We start from the raw sequence: 15,919 nt of genomic DNA on the forward strand, positions 1-15,919 counted from the left end.
TGACGATAGGATTATATTGAACCCAATCCTAACTTCTTGCTACAGAAGTATTTATCAAGCGACCAATCTGGGCGCACTTGCGTAAATCTGTGTAGTCTTGATGTTTGTGTGTCCCAAAACACGACTCACGCTCTCAATCGGCATGCCTTTGCTGAGGGCTAATGTGCCGAACGTATGGCGGGAGCAATGAAAGCTGATTTGCTTGTTTATGCCACACTCGCTGATAACCTTTTTCAGCTTCTTGCAGACGTTCCAATAGTTGATTTCGCCGAAAACCGAATTGTCCTTTTGGAATGGTCTGTACTTTCCAATTATTTGCAACGGGATATCCAACAGCTTCACTTGGAACGGTACACCTGTCTTGTGCCGTTTGGAGATAATCCACTTCTCGCCGTTCACGTCCATAATCTCGTCCGTGGTCAGTTCCCTGATGTCTGCGAAGCTGAGTGCGGTGAAGCAGGCAAAGACGAACAGGTCACGGGTGAAAGCAAGCGTAGCATCGGAAAACTCATGTTCGATAAGCTGCCGGATTTCTCCCTCCGTAAGATACTCCCTTTCCTTCACGTTGGGCGTGATACGGAACTGCGCAAATGGATTTCTCGGTATCAGTCCGTTGTAATGCGCCCGTGAAACGACCGTCTTGACCCACATGCAAGCCAGCCACACGGAAGCGTTCTTCAACCCTTGCTCCGTTGTGAGGAATACGGAGAACTCCTTGATGAAGTCGGGGGTAAGTTCCAACATGGACATGTCGTTGCGCTTGTAGAACGACTTGATGAACGCCGCCACATAGTTCCTTGAACGTACCATCACACGGTAAGACCCCATGCAGCGGTCTTTGCCGACACGTTTCAGGAACTTGGCGTTCTCCTTGTCGAATGCGCCGAGTATCGTTTCATACTCGCAGCCGATGCCCTGATAGGCGTTGCGCACCATTTCCGCCGTGACATACGCTTCACGGTCGGATATGCGCTGGTAGTGCTTGATGATTTGCGCCTTGATGTTGTCAAGCGCAAGGTTCGTCTCCCTCGCTTCCACGCTCTTGCCTTTGGCACGGTTGCCCTTTGCGTCCCAAAGCTCCTTTGCGATGCTCCGCTTGCAACTGAACTGCGCTACCGTCCCGTTGATTGTAACCCGTCCCATGATGGGGACAATTCCGTTCTTCTCCTTGCTGCCGTTCGCATAGAACAGCACGCGAAATGTGCTCCTTGTCATACTCGTAATTTTTTGAGTGCAAAACTATAAATCAACGAGTTAAACCTTGACAAGCAAACCTACGCAGAACGGCGCAAATAAAACGGAGACTGTTAAATCTGCATTTCTGACGGGTAACGAATAGGAAACCGTTCTCTTTCTCCAATCCGCTTTGAAACAGTTTTCAGTCCTCTACCCAACTTCTGCGATTTTCTCCTAACTACTTAAATCTCAGTTTCTATTGCGTTAATCTGCTGATTTTTTTCGATTATTCCAGCGATATTTCGTATTTTTGCAAACCACACAAAGACATTGTTGTAGCAGAACTTTGCAACTGTTGGCCATCGGTGTCGCCATTTTACCGCATTTAAGCAACTCGTCAAGTGGTGCCCATGTCCTTAAGCATCATAGCCCCCGCTGAATGGCTTAGTGGCCCTCAATGCGAAATTATGCATGTAGCCAACAGCGGCAATGGTATGGCCTCATGGCTGTTTTGCTTGACTTGTTGCAGTTTTGCACTGCACTGTAACCGCGTTATGTCGGTTTTTGGCTCGAAAAATGTGCATGAAGGCTTCATAGCCATTGATCCATTGCAAGTTGCAGACTGCAAGTTTGCTCAAGCAACATGCTGTGATGTCCGCGCCACCCCACCCAATCAGCAGTCATAGATGGGCCTAGGCTTAATTCAAAGACAATCAAAAGAGAATAATCATAAATGCCCGATGAACCATGAACATATTAAAATCAATTGCCGTTTGGGCCTGCTTCATCCCGTTGGCCATACTCAACGGTGGATTGCGCGAACACGTGTTGACCGGAATCATGGGAGACCTTCGTAGCCTGGCGGCCAGCGGTGTCAGCTTGAGCGGGCTCATATTGTTGGCCACTTGGCTGTTGTTGCCAAGGCTCGTCGAACTTACCCCCAAACTGTGCATGGCCATTGGGGGTGCATGGACTGTGCTTACGGTGTTGTTTGAATTTGCTTTCGGGCTGGCGTCGGGCATCCCCGTCTCGCAATTGGTCGCGTCTTATAATCCGTCTACAGGCAACTTATGGCTTTTGGTTCTGGCCACAACAGCGCTGTCGCCCGCCATCGTATGCTTTGCAAAAAGAAAAAACAGCCATAGTGGCCGCGTGTGATTATGGCTACGAAATATTGCAACGCCAAACAGATTTCGCAACGCTTTCCCACCCATGACACCAGAAGCCCGCAACCCACAGTCATTCAGCACATTACAAAACGGCCCATATCACAGTGCAAGATAGCCCGTATGGCACTGCAAAACGACCCGTTCCGCCTGGCAAAACAGGCCGTATTGATTCACCATTATTCATGTTCTGCCCTCAAAACGGCATATTCGTCAAATAATATTCTTGCAATTTCGGCAACGGACGTGCGGGTAACAATATTGCAATAACGATTGCACCCAAAAACTTCAACCATTTAAACACAAAATCATACCGTTTAATCAGCATATTCATTTCTTTATGCTTAAAATGCCATAATAAAGGAAATACGTAGCGTTCAGAATGACAAAATTTTTAGTATATTTGCATCTGGAAAATTCGCTTTATACATTATGTATCATAATAAATGCTCAGTAGTTGCCAAACAGACATTCCACACACTCATAATATGCGTTGCATCGGTGTGCGCAATGTCGTGCGGCGGCCACAAAAGCGGAGATGCAAGAACGGAATATGAGCAGGCTCAATTTATTCGTACAAACGACTCGATACTCAGACTCGACTCTCTGTCATTGCGACTCTGCGACAGCATCATGGCTGCAACAGACGACAGCCTGACATATTATGACTACTACATACTGAAAGGCCGCTATTATCTGCTCTCGGCCACACCCGATTCGGCCCTGCATTACGCCAGGCGCACGAGAGACTTTATGGAAAAGCAGCCTTCCACATCGCGCACGAGAGGAATCAAGGCAATAGCCAACAGCACCGAAGCGTCGTTCTACCACCTACTGAGGCACAACCCTCAGGAAGCCATCAGGCTGAACACACTGGCCTATCGGCAAATAATAGACAGCGACCTGAAATACTATGCCCCCGAGATAGCCGCCAACCTGGCCGACGCATACATATCTGTCGACAATCTGCCAGAAGGGGCAAAATGGTACAGGCGCGCATTGCTGCTGGTCGACTCGCTCGACTTGCCCAAGACAAAGAACATTACTCTGTATATGGGCCTGGGCCAGATATACACAAGCATGAACGACTTTTCATCGGCAAGGTATTATTACGAAATGTCAGAACGACAGTTTGACATGATGAAACCAAACATGCAGTCGTATTTCCTCAACAATTATGGCAACTATTTCTATTTCAAGCACGACTATGCCAATGCGCTGTCCACGTTCAGAAGGCTTCAAAAGCACATCAAAGACTCAGGCGCCGGAGATACGTATGACATGTATCTGTGCAAGGTTAACCTGGCCGACATATTCCTGAACATCGGCCAGGTGGACAGCGCCGAGGCCTATGTGAACCAGGCCGCCGACTATTTTGAGCGCAACGGCGTAAAGATTGGTGTGTATTATGCCAACACCATACGCATAGGCATAGCCCTGAAACGGCAGGATTACGCAAAGGTGGCCGGCATACTTGCATCAGAAGGCAAGGTGGGAGAATACAACCAGAGCATTAAGAACATACGCAGCAGGTACATGAGATGGTATTATGAGAAGACAGGCAACTACAAAATGGCTTATGAAGACCTGCTGAAGAACATTGCGCAAAACGACAGCCTGGAGCACAACCGCACGCACATGAAGGCTGCCGAAATAATGATGAGGTATACGGAAGACACCCTCAAGCTGCACCACCAACTGGAAATAAACGAGAAAAACGCCGAGGTGAACAAAAGCAAGGCCACGCTCTGGCTCTTCGTAAGCATTGCCCTGGCTCTCGCCTCATTCATAGTGTGCGGCATCATAACCCTGCGCAAGCGCAAGTTGCAAACCCGCATGGAGATTCTGACGCTGAGACTGAACAATGCGCGCCAACGCATTTCGCCGCACTTTGTGTTCAATGTGCTCAACACGCGCATCGGCCCCACAGCCAACGAAGAAACGGATGTGCTGTTGCGGCTTACCAAACTGATACGAAGCAGTCTGGACATGACAGGAAAGTCGTGGGTGACGCTGCGCGAGGAATTGCATTTCATTCGCGATTACATTGCCCTTGAGCGCACGCTGGTGGGCGAGGATTTCGGCCTAACCATAGTTGCTCCTGATGAAAAGACGCAGGAAGAAGTAAAGTTGCCGGCAATGTTCATTCAGATTCTCGTCGAAAACGCGATAAAGCATGGACTGAAGTGCGTCGCAGGACACAAGCAGTTGGACATAAGCATCAGTTGTTCCGACGCAATGACGTATATAGAGGTAGATGACAACGGCCCCGGATTTGACATCCGCCGGACAGACAACAAGCGCACAAAAAACGGCCTTGACATAATAAGGCAGACAATATCGATAGTAAACCAGGAAAACCACGGAACGGCCAAGATGCACTTCAGCATCAGCAACAGGGAAGATGACAACGGCAACATCTGTGGTTGCAGGGCAACACTGAGAATACCAAGGAATATAAAATATATATAAACAAACTATAATGAAAACTATTATAATCGATGACAACGGGCCGGCTATCGACGTACTGGCCGAAAAACTGAAGAAATACGACGACATTCAAATTGTCGGTACGGCAACCAACGGCACCATTGGGCTCAATCTGGCCAAAGAGGTGTGCCCAGACCTTGTTTTCCTCGATGTCGAACTGCCAGACATGTCGGGTGTCGAGTTTCTCGAACAGCTCAACATCATTCTGCCCGAACATTGCAACGCAGTCATGTATACGGGCCATCCGCAATACATGTTGCCGGCGTTCCGCAACAATGCATTCGACTACCTGCTGAAGCCAATAGACGACAGCGAACTGGAAAAAATAATCCATCGCATACATTCGGCAAAGAACAAGCAGGCCGAACAGCCCTACTCTGACGGCATAATAAAGCAGAAGAACGACAACAAACTGCTTTTCTACACCAACTCGGTAGACTTCAGGCTGGTTCACATCAGAGACATCGGCCTGTTCCAATACAACCATGAAATAAGGGTGTGGGAGGTTGTGATTGCCGGAAGGAAGACCCCGATAAGGCTGAAGCGCAGCGTCAACAACGAAACTCTGCTCGGCATAGACGAGAGGTTTATCCAGGTGAGCCAACGGTATGTGATAAACATCAATTACCTTTTGGAAGTAAACGACAACAAATGCCAGTTTTATCCACCGTTCGACAAGATAGATTATGTTAAGGTGGGGCGTCTTTTCCGCAAGAAACTGATTGAGCGCTTCTGCTCGCTTTAGCCATGCCGACAGGCTATTGCAAAGAACCGTGGCATCGGCTTGCAGCGCAAGCAGATGCCACGGTTGTCTTTTCTGTCTCTGTCTTGCTACTCAGACTTGAACAGGTCTTTTATTCCTCCGATGCTGCCCATAAGGTTTGTGGCCTCGTAAGGCAGGTAGACAGTCTTTGTCTTGTCGCCTTGTGCCACCTCTTGCAGCATCTGTATGTATTTCTGGGCAAGCAGATAGTTTGCCGGGTTGGTGCTCTTGCCAACAGCCTCGGTTATCTTCTGTATGGCAATTGCTTCGGCCTCGGCTTTCCTTATGCGCGCTTGTGCCTCGCCTTCTGCATTCAATATGGCCTCCTGCTTGGCTGCCTCGGCGCGGTTGATGATGGCCGTCTTCTCGCCTTCCGACTGCAATATGTCGGCAGCTTTCTGGCCTTCGCTGGTCAATATGGTGGCACGCTTGTTTCTCTCGGCCTGCATCTGCTTCTCCATTGCGCTGAGCACGCTCGCCGGCGGCGTAATATCCTGCAGCTCAACGCGGTTGACCTTGATGCCCCATTTGTTGGTTGCATCGTCCAGCACCGACCTTAGCTTGGTGTTTATCGTGTCGCGACTGGTCAGCGTCTGGTCGAGTTCCAACTCTCCTATGATGTTTCGTAGCGTTGTCTGCGTCAGCTTTTCTATGGCATTGGGCAAGTTGTTGATTTCATACACAGCCTTGAACGGGTCGACAATCTGGAAATAAAGCAGCGCGTTTATTTCCGTCTGTACATTGTCTTTGGTTATGACGTTCTGCTTAGGAAAGTCATATACCTGCTCACGGAGGTCAATCGACGTCGTGTAAGAATACCTTCCACGCTGCAGTACGACAATCTCTTTGGCCCTGTCAATAAACGGGATGATGAAGTTTATGCCAGGTTGCAGCGTTGCATAATACTTGCCAAGACGCTCTATTATCTTTGTCTCGGACTGAGGGATGATTACCAACGCCATCTTGGCGAAGAGGAGGATGCACACTACGCACCCGATTAATACATAAATCATAGGCTAAATTATTTTAATTTGGTTACTTTCACAATCACGCTTTCCCTGTCTATTATCTTGACCATGGTGCCAGCGGGCAGCTCTTCCGTGTCGGAAGAACAGGCCTTCCAGTCGTCTCCGTCGAGGGCCACGCGCCCGTAGCCGCCCACCGGGATGACCTGGCTGACCGTCCCCGTACGACCTATTATTGCGTCGGCGTTGCTTACACGCACGTCGTCATGCCTGTGGAGATACTTGAGCGCCAATGGACGCACCATGACTACGCTCAATGCCGATATCAATATGAAAACGCCCAGCTGCACGTATATGCCCGCAAATGGTGCCACTATTGCCGAACATACAGCACCGACAGAAAAACACATGATAAAGAAACCACCTGAGCACAACTCTACAATGAGCAGAACGACGGACAGAGCCAGCCACATTGCCCACAAATTGGCAGCTAAATAATCTATCATAAATCAAAAAGTTAAATGTTATTTCTTTCTGTTTGTAAAATTAAGAAAAAACATTTAAACCACCAAATATATAGATGTGAAATATATAGCCGGCCATAAAAACAGCCCATGCCGCCCCGGCAGATGCCGTGGGATGCATGGGCTGCATGGCCGCCGGAACGCCTCCGGCATGCAATGTCAGCGCGACCCGATGTAGAGGAATACCATGCCGAGCAGCACCAAGGCCAGGTCGACAACCTTGGCCTTGAGGTTTTTCTCGTGGAAAGCCACCGCGCCGAAGAGGAAACTAACCACCACGCTGCCACGGCGTATCATCGACACGATGCTTATCATGGCCCCGGGTATAGTCAGGGCATAGAAGTAGACAAAGTCTGCTGCGCTTAGAAAAATGCTCACGCACACTATGCTCCAGTGCCAATGGAATGGCGTGGTGCGCTTGCGTGTGGGCCACCATATCAGAAGCAGCATGGCCCCCATCATGAAAAATTGGTAGATGTTATACCAGCTCTGCACAATCATCTGGTTGAGCCCTACCCCGCCGGCACCCACGGGGGCCATCAGGTACTTGTCATACAGCCCGCTTACTGCCCCCAAGGCGGCCGCGGCAACTATCATCCATATCCAGCTGTTGGTCTTAAAGTCTATGCCTTCCTTCTTGCCGCTGCGGCTTAGCATGAAAAACGAGGCCACGGCAAGCAACACACCTATCCATTGCCAAACATTGAGCCGCTCGCCAAAGAACAGGAACGCGCCAACAAGCACCATCACCGGGCGCGTGGCATTGATTGGCCCGACAATGGTAAGCGGCAGGTTCTTCATGCCGAAATATCCAAACACCCAACTGCTGAGCACTATGCAGCTCTTCAGCAGTATGTACTTGTGAACCTCCCACCCGGCTGTTGGCACGTAGAACACCGACCCGTCGAGCAAGTCGGTATAGGCACTGGCCAGTATCAGCGGCAAGAAAATAACGGAACAGAACATCGTGTTCAGAAACAATACAGGAAGGACGGCATTGCCCGACAACGCTTCTTTCTTGAAAGCGTCATAAAACCCCAGCAATGCTGCCGACAAAAATGCAAAAACTAACCACATGATAATAATTAATATTTAATGTCTTCCAAGAACAATGCGTGTCCGGGCATCGACTCGCCGGCTTCTGTGCGGGCCTTGCCTTCAACCACCTTACGGAATTCTGGCAGCGTCATACGGTGGCGGCCCACCTCTATAAGCGTGCCCACCACGGCCCTCACCATGTTGCGCAGAAAACGGTTGGCACTTATTTCAAAATACCATGAGCATGGCGACACCTGGTGCCAGGCAGCCGACCTGACGTCGCAAAGTGTGGTCTTGACGTCAGAGTTGCTTTTGCAGAAAGCGCCGAAGTCGCTGTATTCCGTCAGCATGGCGGCAGCACGGTTCATCAACTCAAAGTCCAGGTCGTAATGGATAGCGCAGGAATATGCCCTCACAAACGGGTCTTTACGCAGGTGAATGTAATAATGGTAGGTGCGGAGCGTGGCGCTAAAGCGCGCGTGCATGTCGTCGGGCACATGCTCGACGCTGCATACGGATATGTCGTAAGGCAAAAACCTGTTCAACTTGTATACAAGATTACCGCAGTCTATCTCGGAGTCGAAATCGAAATGTGCCACCATCTTCCGAGCGTGCACGCCTGCGTCGGTACGCCCGGCCCCCACTATGGATACGGGCTTGCGCAAGAGTACCGTCAGAGCCTTTTCCATTTCAGCCTGCACCGAACTGCCGTTGGGTTGCACTTGCCAGCCATGATAGCGGCCGCCGTCATAACTCAATGTGATGAAATAGCGCATAGTGTATTGATTTTTGGGTGCAAAATTAACAAAATGCCTGCAAACAAGAGACGGTTTAAGCGGAAAAATCTGGTGTCGGCTTGAGCCGGATGCCAAAAGCCACGCTAACGCATTGCCGCAAAGCCCCTGCCGAAGCACACCCTGCACAGGGCAGGCCCCACACATGCCGACTGTGATGGCATGACGCAATCATTGTACAACAATTTCGGAAAATCAAGCGCCTTGCACGACCCTCTGTTACAGAGCATGTTACGAAATGCACGGTTTGGCTTTGCAAAACGGCCCGAATCGCACGCCCAAACGGCCTGTACCATACTATAATATAGGCCATACTGCAACATGAAACCGCCGAAGGCCACCGGCATGACAGGCGCTTGTAAACCATATTTACCTATGCACGCCAACCTGTCCGCTTCGGTCTTATCAGGCATAAACACTGCCGCCAGGCTGCAAAAAACAGGGCGAAACAAAGAAAAATGATGGTCAAAGTAAAAAAAATCGGCAAAAAGTTTGGTGGAATAAAATAAACTGCGTACCTTTGCACCCGCAAAACAACAAACGATGCGCTTGTAGCTCAGTTGGTAGAGCACCTGACTCTTAATCAGGGTGTCCAGGGTTCGACCCCCTGCAGGCGTACAAAAGGAAGGAAGGAAACAACAAGGATGCGCTTGTAGCTCAGTTGGTAGAGCACCTGACTCTTAATCAGGGTGTCCAGGGTTCGACCCCCTGCAGGCGTACAGAAGATGAGAGGACGGCCACAAACGGTTGTCCTCTCATTTTTATGTCAGGCATTTGCAAATTCCATTCCGCCAATTTCCACAATTCAATTTTAATGCTTAACTTTGCAACTCGAAAAAATATAACGATTCTAAATGGACAACAAACAAAATAAGTCTTTCTCAATGATTGCAGACATCGAAGGCGATTACAGCGAATTGTCCAAGTCGTCAGACATGCCAACCTCCCTGCCTATACTTGCTGTAAGGAACCTTGTGCTGTTCCCGGGGGTGGTATCGCCTATCCTCATTGGGCGAGAAACAAGCATGAGCCTGGTGAAGAGGGCTGAAAAAGCCAACATCATGATAGGCATTGTGTGCCAGAGAGACCCTGAGGTTGACGAGCCCGGCAAGACCGACCTGTACGAATACGGCGTATATGCCCGCGTGGTGAAGATACTGTCGCTGCCAAACGGCAACATAACCGCCATAGTGCAGGGCTTCGGAAGGCTCAAGCTGAACGAGATAACACGCAAGAAGCCGTATCTCTACGGCAAGGTGGAGCCTGCGGTAGAGATAGTGCCGGAGAAGGAAGACAGCGAGTTTGTGGCTGCAATGGACGACCTGCGCCACATTACCAACGAATACATCAAGCTCAACGACGACATACCCGAAGAGGCATCTTTTGCAATAAAGAATGTCAACAACAACATTATGGCGCTCAACTTCATCTGCTCCAACATGGCTTTCACCATCAAGGAGAAGATGGACCTGTTGCAAAAGGACTCCATCAAGGAACGGCTGTTCAGCACAATGCGCATAATCAACAGGGAGCTCTCGCTGCTGAGCCTCAAGCAGGACATAAGGAACAAGACCCGCGACGACATTGACGAGCAGCAACGCAACTACTTCCTGCAGCAGCAAATAAAGAACCTGCAGGCTGAAATGAGCAACGGCGAAAGCTCGCCTGAAAAGAGCGAGCTGCTCGAAAAGGCCGAGAAGAAGAAGTGGCCGCAGGATGTGGCCAAGACATTCTATAAGGAAGCCGACAAGCTTGACCAGTTGAACCCTCAAAGTCCGGAGTATAACGTGCAGCTTACTTACCTGCAGACACTTGTGTCGCTGCCATGGGGTGACTACACCAAGGACGACCTGAACCTGAACAGGGCACAGAAGATGCTCGACAAAGACCATTATGGCATGGAAAAGGTGAAGGAAAGGATACTGGAATATATCGCCGTGCTGAGCCTCAGGGGCGACTTGAAGTCGCCTATACTCTGCCTCTACGGCCCTCCGGGCGTAGGAAAGACGAGCCTCGGCAAGAGTATCGCAGCAGCCATGAGCCGTAAATATGTCAGGGTGTCGCTCGGCGGACTGCACGACGAGGCTGAGATACGCGGCCATCGACGCACATACATAGGTGCCATGCCGGGCCGGATAATAAAGAGCATACAGAAGGCAGGCGCGTCAAACCCCGTCTTTGTGCTCGACGAAATAGACAAGGTGACGCAAAACACCGTCAACGGCGACCCGGCGTCGGCACTGCTCGAAGTGCTTGACCCCGAGCAGAACTCGGCGTTCCACGACAATTACCTCGACGTTGACTACGACCTATCGAAGGTGTTGTTCATAGCTACTGCAAACGACCTTAACACCATTCCAAGGCCCCTGCTCGACCGTATGGAGATAATAGAGGTAAGCGGATATATCACTGAAGAGAAAATAGAGATTGCCCGCCGCCACCTCATTCCCAAGGAAAAAGAAAACACCGGCCTCGACAAAGAAAAGAAGCTGACATTCAACAAGGCTGCCATCGAGAAGATAATCGAACAGTACACTCGCGAGAGCGGCGTAAGGCAACTGGAGAAGCAAATAAACAAGGCGCTAAGGAAACTGGCCTTCATGAAGGCAAAGAACCAGGAACTGCCTTACACTAAAATCACTCCCGACGAGATAGAGGGCCTGCTTGGAAAGCCACCTTTCTACCGCGACATCTACCAGGGCAACGACTACGCAGGCGTGGTCACCGGTTTGGCATGGACAAGTGTGGGCGGCGAGATTCTGTTCATAGAAACGAGCCTGAGCAAAGGCAAGGGTTCCAAGCTAACACTCACCGGCAACCTGGGCGATGTCATGAAGGAATCGGCCATCCTCGCCCTCGAATATGTAAAGGCACACGCCAACACGCTCAACATAGACTACCGCATATTCGACAATTGGAACATACACATCCATGTGCCGGAAGGTGCAACGCCCAAGGACGGGCCGTCGGCCGGGATAACCATCGCCACCTCCATAGCTTCGGCACTGACCCAACGCAAGGTGCGTAAGAACACTGCCATGACGGGCGAAATAACGCTTCGTGGCAAAGTGTTGCCTGTAGGCGGGATCAAGGAAAAGATTCTCGCTGCCAAGCGTGCCGGCATCACGGACATACTGATGTGCAAGGACAACAGGAAGGATATTGACGAAATACCAGACATTTACCTGCAGGGAGTCAACTTCCATTACGTAGAGAACGTGCAGGATGTGTGGGATTTTGCTTTGACAAACGAACTTGTGGCCAACCCGTTGAAGTTTGAAATTGAAGAAGAAAAGAAGTAATGACATTTGAACTTACACACACCGACCCCATGTCCGACGCAAGGGCTGGCACCATTACCACGGCCCACGGCCAGATACAAACGCCGATATTCATGCCCGTGGGTACTTGCGGCAGTGTCAAGGGGGTGCATTTTTCTGAACTGAAAGAACAGGTGAAGGCCCAGATTATACTGGGAAATACCTATCACCTTTACTTGCGCCCGGGCCTCGACATACTGAAGTCTGCCGGCGGACTGCACCGTTTTGGTGGCTGGGACCGCCCGATACTGACCGACTCAGGTGGCTTTCAGGTGTTCTCCCTAACCGGTATCAGGAAACTGCGCGAAGAAGGGTGCGAGTTCAGGTCGCACATAGACGGCTCTAAGCACATATTTACCCCGGAGAACGTAATGGACACCGAGCGCGTCATCGGGGCCGACATCATGATGGCTTTCGACGAGTGCCCGCCCGGACAAAGCGACTATTCGTATGCCAAGAAGAGCCTCGCCATGACGCAACGATGGCTTGACCGATGCATCAAACGGTTTAATGAGACAGAGCCGTTATACGGATATGAGCAGAGCCTTTTCCCCATTGTGCAGGGATGTACGTACAAAGACCTGAGGTCGGAAGCTGCAAAATTCGTGGCCGACAAGGGAGCCGACGGTAACGCCATAGGCGGATTGGCCGTGGGCGAACCCACAGAGACGATGTACGAAATGATTGAAGTGGTCAATGGCATACTTCCCAAGGATAAGCCTCGCTACCTAATGGGGGTTGGCACACCGCAGAACATACTCGAAGCAATAGAGCGCGGAGTGGACATGTTCGATTGCGTAATGCCCACAAGAAACGGGCGCAATGCCATGCTTTTCACCTATAACGGCACGATGAACATGAGGAACAAGAAGTGGGAAAAAGACTTCTCACCAATTGACCCTGATGGTTGCGAGGTCGATTTGGTATACACCAAGGCCTATCTTCACCACTTGTTCAAGGCTGGTGAGCTTCTCGCCATGCAGATAGCAAGCATACATAACCTTGCATTCTACTTGCGCCTGGTGTCTGATGCTCGCCGGCATATCATGCAGGGTGATTTCACCAAGTGGAAGCAAGGGGTGATAGATAACCTCGGGCGCAGAGTTTAAGCAGTGAAAAAGAATTAGGTCAGCCACCTGTAATATATGAAATACAGCACTTTAAGAAAACGTCACAGGGCCTTGAAACGGTTGCGTTCGGTCAGGAATCGGACGGCAGGCGCATCCCATTTCTTTCAAAAAGTGGGACGGGTGCTCAACTTTGCAAACCCGCTGCGGTACATAAAGAAGATTGATGCCTACATCATAAAGAAGTTTATCGGCACATATATATATTCGATAGCATTGATAATATCAATCTCTATCGTTTTCGACATAAACGAAAACTTGGCAAAGTTCAGCACCAACAACGCCCCGCTGCGAGCCATAGTCTTTGACTATTATGCCAATTTTGTGCCATACTTCGCCAACCTTTTCAGTCCGCTGTTTGTCTTTATCGCTGTAATCTTTTTCACATCGAAGCTGGCCGGCAATTCAGAAATCATAGCCATGATGGCCTGCGGCATGAGTTTCAAACGGCTGTTGCGGCCATACATGATATCAGCGGCCCTCATCTCGGCTCTGAACTTCTACCTCGGCGCCTACGTAATACCCCAAGGCACGGTGGTAAGACACAATTTTGAATCGCTCTACAAGAACAACAAGAAGAACACTTCGGCAAGCAACGTGCAGTTGCAAGTGGGCCCCGGGGTCATTGCATACATAGCCCAATATGACAATGTGCACAAAACGGGATACGGATTTTCGCTCGACAAGTTTGAGAACAAGAAGCTCGTAAGCCACATGACGGCAAACATCATACAATACGACACCATTTCTGACAGCAGGTATCATTGGAAAGCAATCAACTACAAGATACGAACGTTGAAAGGAATGCGCGAACAAATTACCACAGGAATGGAGATAGACACCACCGTTATGATGGAGCCTATGGACTTGGTATTCAGCAAAGGCCAGCAGGAAACGTTCACGAGCCCAGAGCTAAAGCGCTACATATCGAAGCAGAAAGACCGCGGTTCGGGCAACGTCGTACAGTATGAGGTAGAATATCACAAGCGCATTGCAACATGCTTTGCGTCGTTCATCCTTACAATCATCGGCGCAAGCCTGAGTTCCCGCAAGCGCAAGGGCGGCATGGGATTGTACCTCGGCATCGGGCTGGCGCTCAGTTTTTCTTACATACTGCTGCAAACCATAAGTTCAACATTTGCAATCAATGCCAACACTCCGCCGATATTGGCGGCATGGATACCCAATATACTATATTTCTTTATTGCATATTTCTGTTACAAAAAAGCACCAAACTAATGAGATTTGAAGAAACTTATCTGAACGATAACATACTGGATGCGCTTTACGACATGCATTTTGACGAATGTACACCAATACAAGAGAAGTGCATACCGGAGATTCTTGACAAGCACGACATCATAGGAGTGGCGCAGACAGGCACGGGCAAGACAGCCGCCTACCTGCTCCCAATACTCAGCATGCTTGATGACGGGGGCTATCCGCAGAACTCCATCAATTGCATTGTGATGTCGCCAACGCGCGAGCTCGCCCAGCAGATAGACCAGGCCATGCAAGGTTTCGGTTATTACCTTGACGGGGTGAGCAGCGTTGCCGTGTATGGCGGCAATGACGGAAACAGATATGACCAGGAGATGAAGAGCCTGAAGCTGGGTGCCGACGTGGTCATAGCCACTCCCGGCCGATTGCTGAGCCACATCAGGATGGGCAATGTAGACTTGAGCAAGGTCAGCTTTTTTGTTCTTGACGAGGCAGACAGGATGCTCGACATGGGGTTCAGCGACGACATCATGCAGATTGCGAGCAAGCTGCCCGCCACAGTCCAGACAATCATGTTTTCGGCGACGATGCCCGAAAAGATACAGCAACTGGCCCGTACACTGCTGAAGAACCCGGTTGAAGTGAAGATAGCAGTCAGCAAACCTGCAGAAAAGATAAAGCAATCAGCATATGTTTGCTATGAGTCACAGAAGATTGGAATCATCAAATACCTATTCAGCACCGACCAGCTGAAGCGCGTTATAATCTTCTCGGGCAAGAAAGACAAGGTAAAGGAAATAGCCCGTGAGCTCAAGCACCTGAAGATAAACTGCTGCCAAATGCACAGCGACCTGACCCAGCAGGAACGTGACGAGGTGATGTATGAGTTTAAGTCGGGCCAGAAAGACGTGCTTGTGGCCACCGACATTGTTGCTCGAGGCATCGACATTGACGACATCCTAATGGTGATAAACTACGACGTTCCGCACGACGCCGAGGATTATGTGCATCGCATAGGGCGCACGGCCCGTGCCGACCGCGACGGTGTTGCAATCACGTTTGTGAGCGACAAAGACATGTATGCGTTTGGCCTGATAGAGAAATTCCTTGAGAAGGAAGTGGAAAAGACCCCATTGCCCGATGGCTTGGGTAGCGGGCCGCAATACGTAACGACCAAGAAGAGCGGCGGCAACGGCAAGGGCAACAGGCATGGCGACAGGAAAAAGAAAGGCAAAAAGAGCAGGCCCAAACCAACAGAAGACAAGGGCGTACAGGAGAAACAGGAGCCCAAAAAGAAACACAGGAGGAAAAAGAAGCCGCAAACAGCCGAAAGCA

Annotated in this window: 12 protein-coding genes, 2 tRNA genes and 1 pseudogene; 9 read left to right on the forward strand and 6 right to left on the reverse strand. The window is 50.1% G+C overall.

The genetic code is table 11. The features are described 5' to 3' along the window. Nucleotides 1-54: 54 nt before the first annotated feature. Nucleotides 55-1,215, reverse strand: a complete 1,161-nt coding sequence (locus H6B30_RS09560; protein ID WP_205109995.1) for a tyrosine-type recombinase/integrase — start codon at nucleotides 1,213-1,215, stop codon at nucleotides 55-57. 708 nt (nucleotides 1,216-1,923) lie between these two features. On the opposite strand from H6B30_RS09560, the gene H6B30_RS09565 reads away from it, so the two are divergent. The 3 genes from H6B30_RS09565 to H6B30_RS09575 all read left to right on the forward strand — a co-directional run bounded on the left by H6B30_RS09565 (nucleotide 1,924) and on the right by H6B30_RS09575 (nucleotide 5,577). Continuing rightward, nucleotides 1,924-2,334 (forward strand): hypothetical protein, encoded by a 411-nt coding sequence (locus H6B30_RS09565; protein ID WP_205109997.1) that lies wholly within the window; start codon nucleotides 1,924-1,926, stop codon nucleotides 2,332-2,334. A gap of 440 nt (nucleotides 2,335-2,774) precedes the next feature. After that, nucleotides 2,775-4,814: a histidine kinase gene (locus H6B30_RS09570; RefSeq protein ID WP_205109999.1), complete on the forward strand. Its 2,040-nt coding sequence runs from the start codon at nucleotides 2,775-2,777 to the stop codon at nucleotides 4,812-4,814. 10 nt (nucleotides 4,815-4,824) lie between these two features. Next, complete coding sequence (locus H6B30_RS09575; protein WP_205110000.1) at nucleotides 4,825-5,577, forward strand: LytR/AlgR family response regulator transcription factor; 753 nt, start codon at nucleotides 4,825-4,827, stop codon at nucleotides 5,575-5,577. A gap of 86 nt (nucleotides 5,578-5,663) precedes the next feature. On the opposite strand, the gene H6B30_RS09580 is transcribed toward H6B30_RS09575, so the two are convergent. The 5 genes from H6B30_RS09580 to H6B30_RS09600 all read right to left on the reverse strand — a co-directional run bounded on the left by H6B30_RS09580 (nucleotide 5,664) and on the right by H6B30_RS09600 (nucleotide 9,488). Then, complete coding sequence (locus H6B30_RS09580) at nucleotides 5,664-6,608, reverse strand: SPFH domain-containing protein (RefSeq protein ID WP_205110002.1); 945 nt, start codon at nucleotides 6,606-6,608, stop codon at nucleotides 5,664-5,666. Nucleotides 6,609-6,616: 8 nt separating this feature from the next. Then, complete coding sequence (locus tag H6B30_RS09585) at nucleotides 6,617-7,066, reverse strand: NfeD family protein (RefSeq protein ID WP_205110004.1); 450 nt, start codon at nucleotides 7,064-7,066, stop codon at nucleotides 6,617-6,619. A 177-nt stretch (nucleotides 7,067-7,243) separates the two neighbouring features. Continuing rightward, complete coding sequence (locus tag H6B30_RS09590) at nucleotides 7,244-8,161, reverse strand: DMT family transporter (RefSeq protein ID WP_205110006.1); 918 nt, start codon at nucleotides 8,159-8,161, stop codon at nucleotides 7,244-7,246. 8 nt (nucleotides 8,162-8,169) lie between these two features. Continuing rightward, complete coding sequence (gene truA / locus H6B30_RS09595; RefSeq protein WP_205110008.1) at nucleotides 8,170-8,898, reverse strand: tRNA pseudouridine(38-40) synthase TruA; 729 nt, start codon at nucleotides 8,896-8,898, stop codon at nucleotides 8,170-8,172. A 104-nt stretch (nucleotides 8,899-9,002) separates the two neighbouring features. Continuing rightward, a complete protein-coding gene (locus H6B30_RS09600; RefSeq protein WP_205110010.1) occupies nucleotides 9,003-9,488 on the reverse strand; it encodes a hypothetical protein in 486 nt (161 codons plus the stop codon). Here H6B30_RS09600 and H6B30_RS09605 point away from each other — a divergent pair. The 6 genes and pseudogenes from H6B30_RS09605 to H6B30_RS09630 form a co-directional block, all read left to right on the forward strand. After that, a tRNA-Lys gene (locus H6B30_RS09605) sits at nucleotides 9,462-9,534 on the forward strand. The genes H6B30_RS09600 and H6B30_RS09605 overlap by 27 nt on opposite strands. Before the next feature lie 28 nt (nucleotides 9,535-9,562). Further along, nucleotides 9,563-9,635 (forward strand) — tRNA-Lys (locus H6B30_RS09610). A 135-nt stretch (nucleotides 9,636-9,770) separates the two neighbouring features. After that, entirely contained in the window at nucleotides 9,771-12,218 is a 2,448-nt protein-coding gene (lon, locus tag H6B30_RS09615) for an endopeptidase La (RefSeq protein WP_205110012.1), read from the forward strand. Beyond that, on the forward strand, nucleotides 12,218-13,345 hold the full coding sequence (gene tgt, locus H6B30_RS09620) for a tRNA guanosine(34) transglycosylase Tgt (protein ID WP_205110014.1): 1,128 nt from the start codon (nucleotides 12,218-12,220) through the stop codon (nucleotides 13,343-13,345). The genes lon and tgt overlap by 1 nt, the downstream gene beginning before the upstream one ends. Nucleotides 13,346-13,381: 36 nt before the next feature. Next, complete coding sequence (locus H6B30_RS09625; RefSeq protein ID WP_205110016.1) at nucleotides 13,382-14,602, forward strand: LptF/LptG family permease; 1,221 nt, start codon at nucleotides 13,382-13,384, stop codon at nucleotides 14,600-14,602. Then, nucleotides 14,602-15,751: pseudogene (locus H6B30_RS09630) on the forward strand (DEAD/DEAH box helicase); the annotation flags it as partial. The gene H6B30_RS09625 and the pseudogene H6B30_RS09630, both read left to right, overlap by 1 nt. Nucleotides 15,752-15,919 lie beyond the last annotated feature (168 nt).

Origin of the sequence: Marseilla massiliensis (assembly GCF_016899955.1) — a bacterium.
Taxonomy (GTDB): Bacteria; Bacteroidota; Bacteroidia; order Bacteroidales; family Bacteroidaceae; genus Prevotella; species Prevotella intestinigallinarum.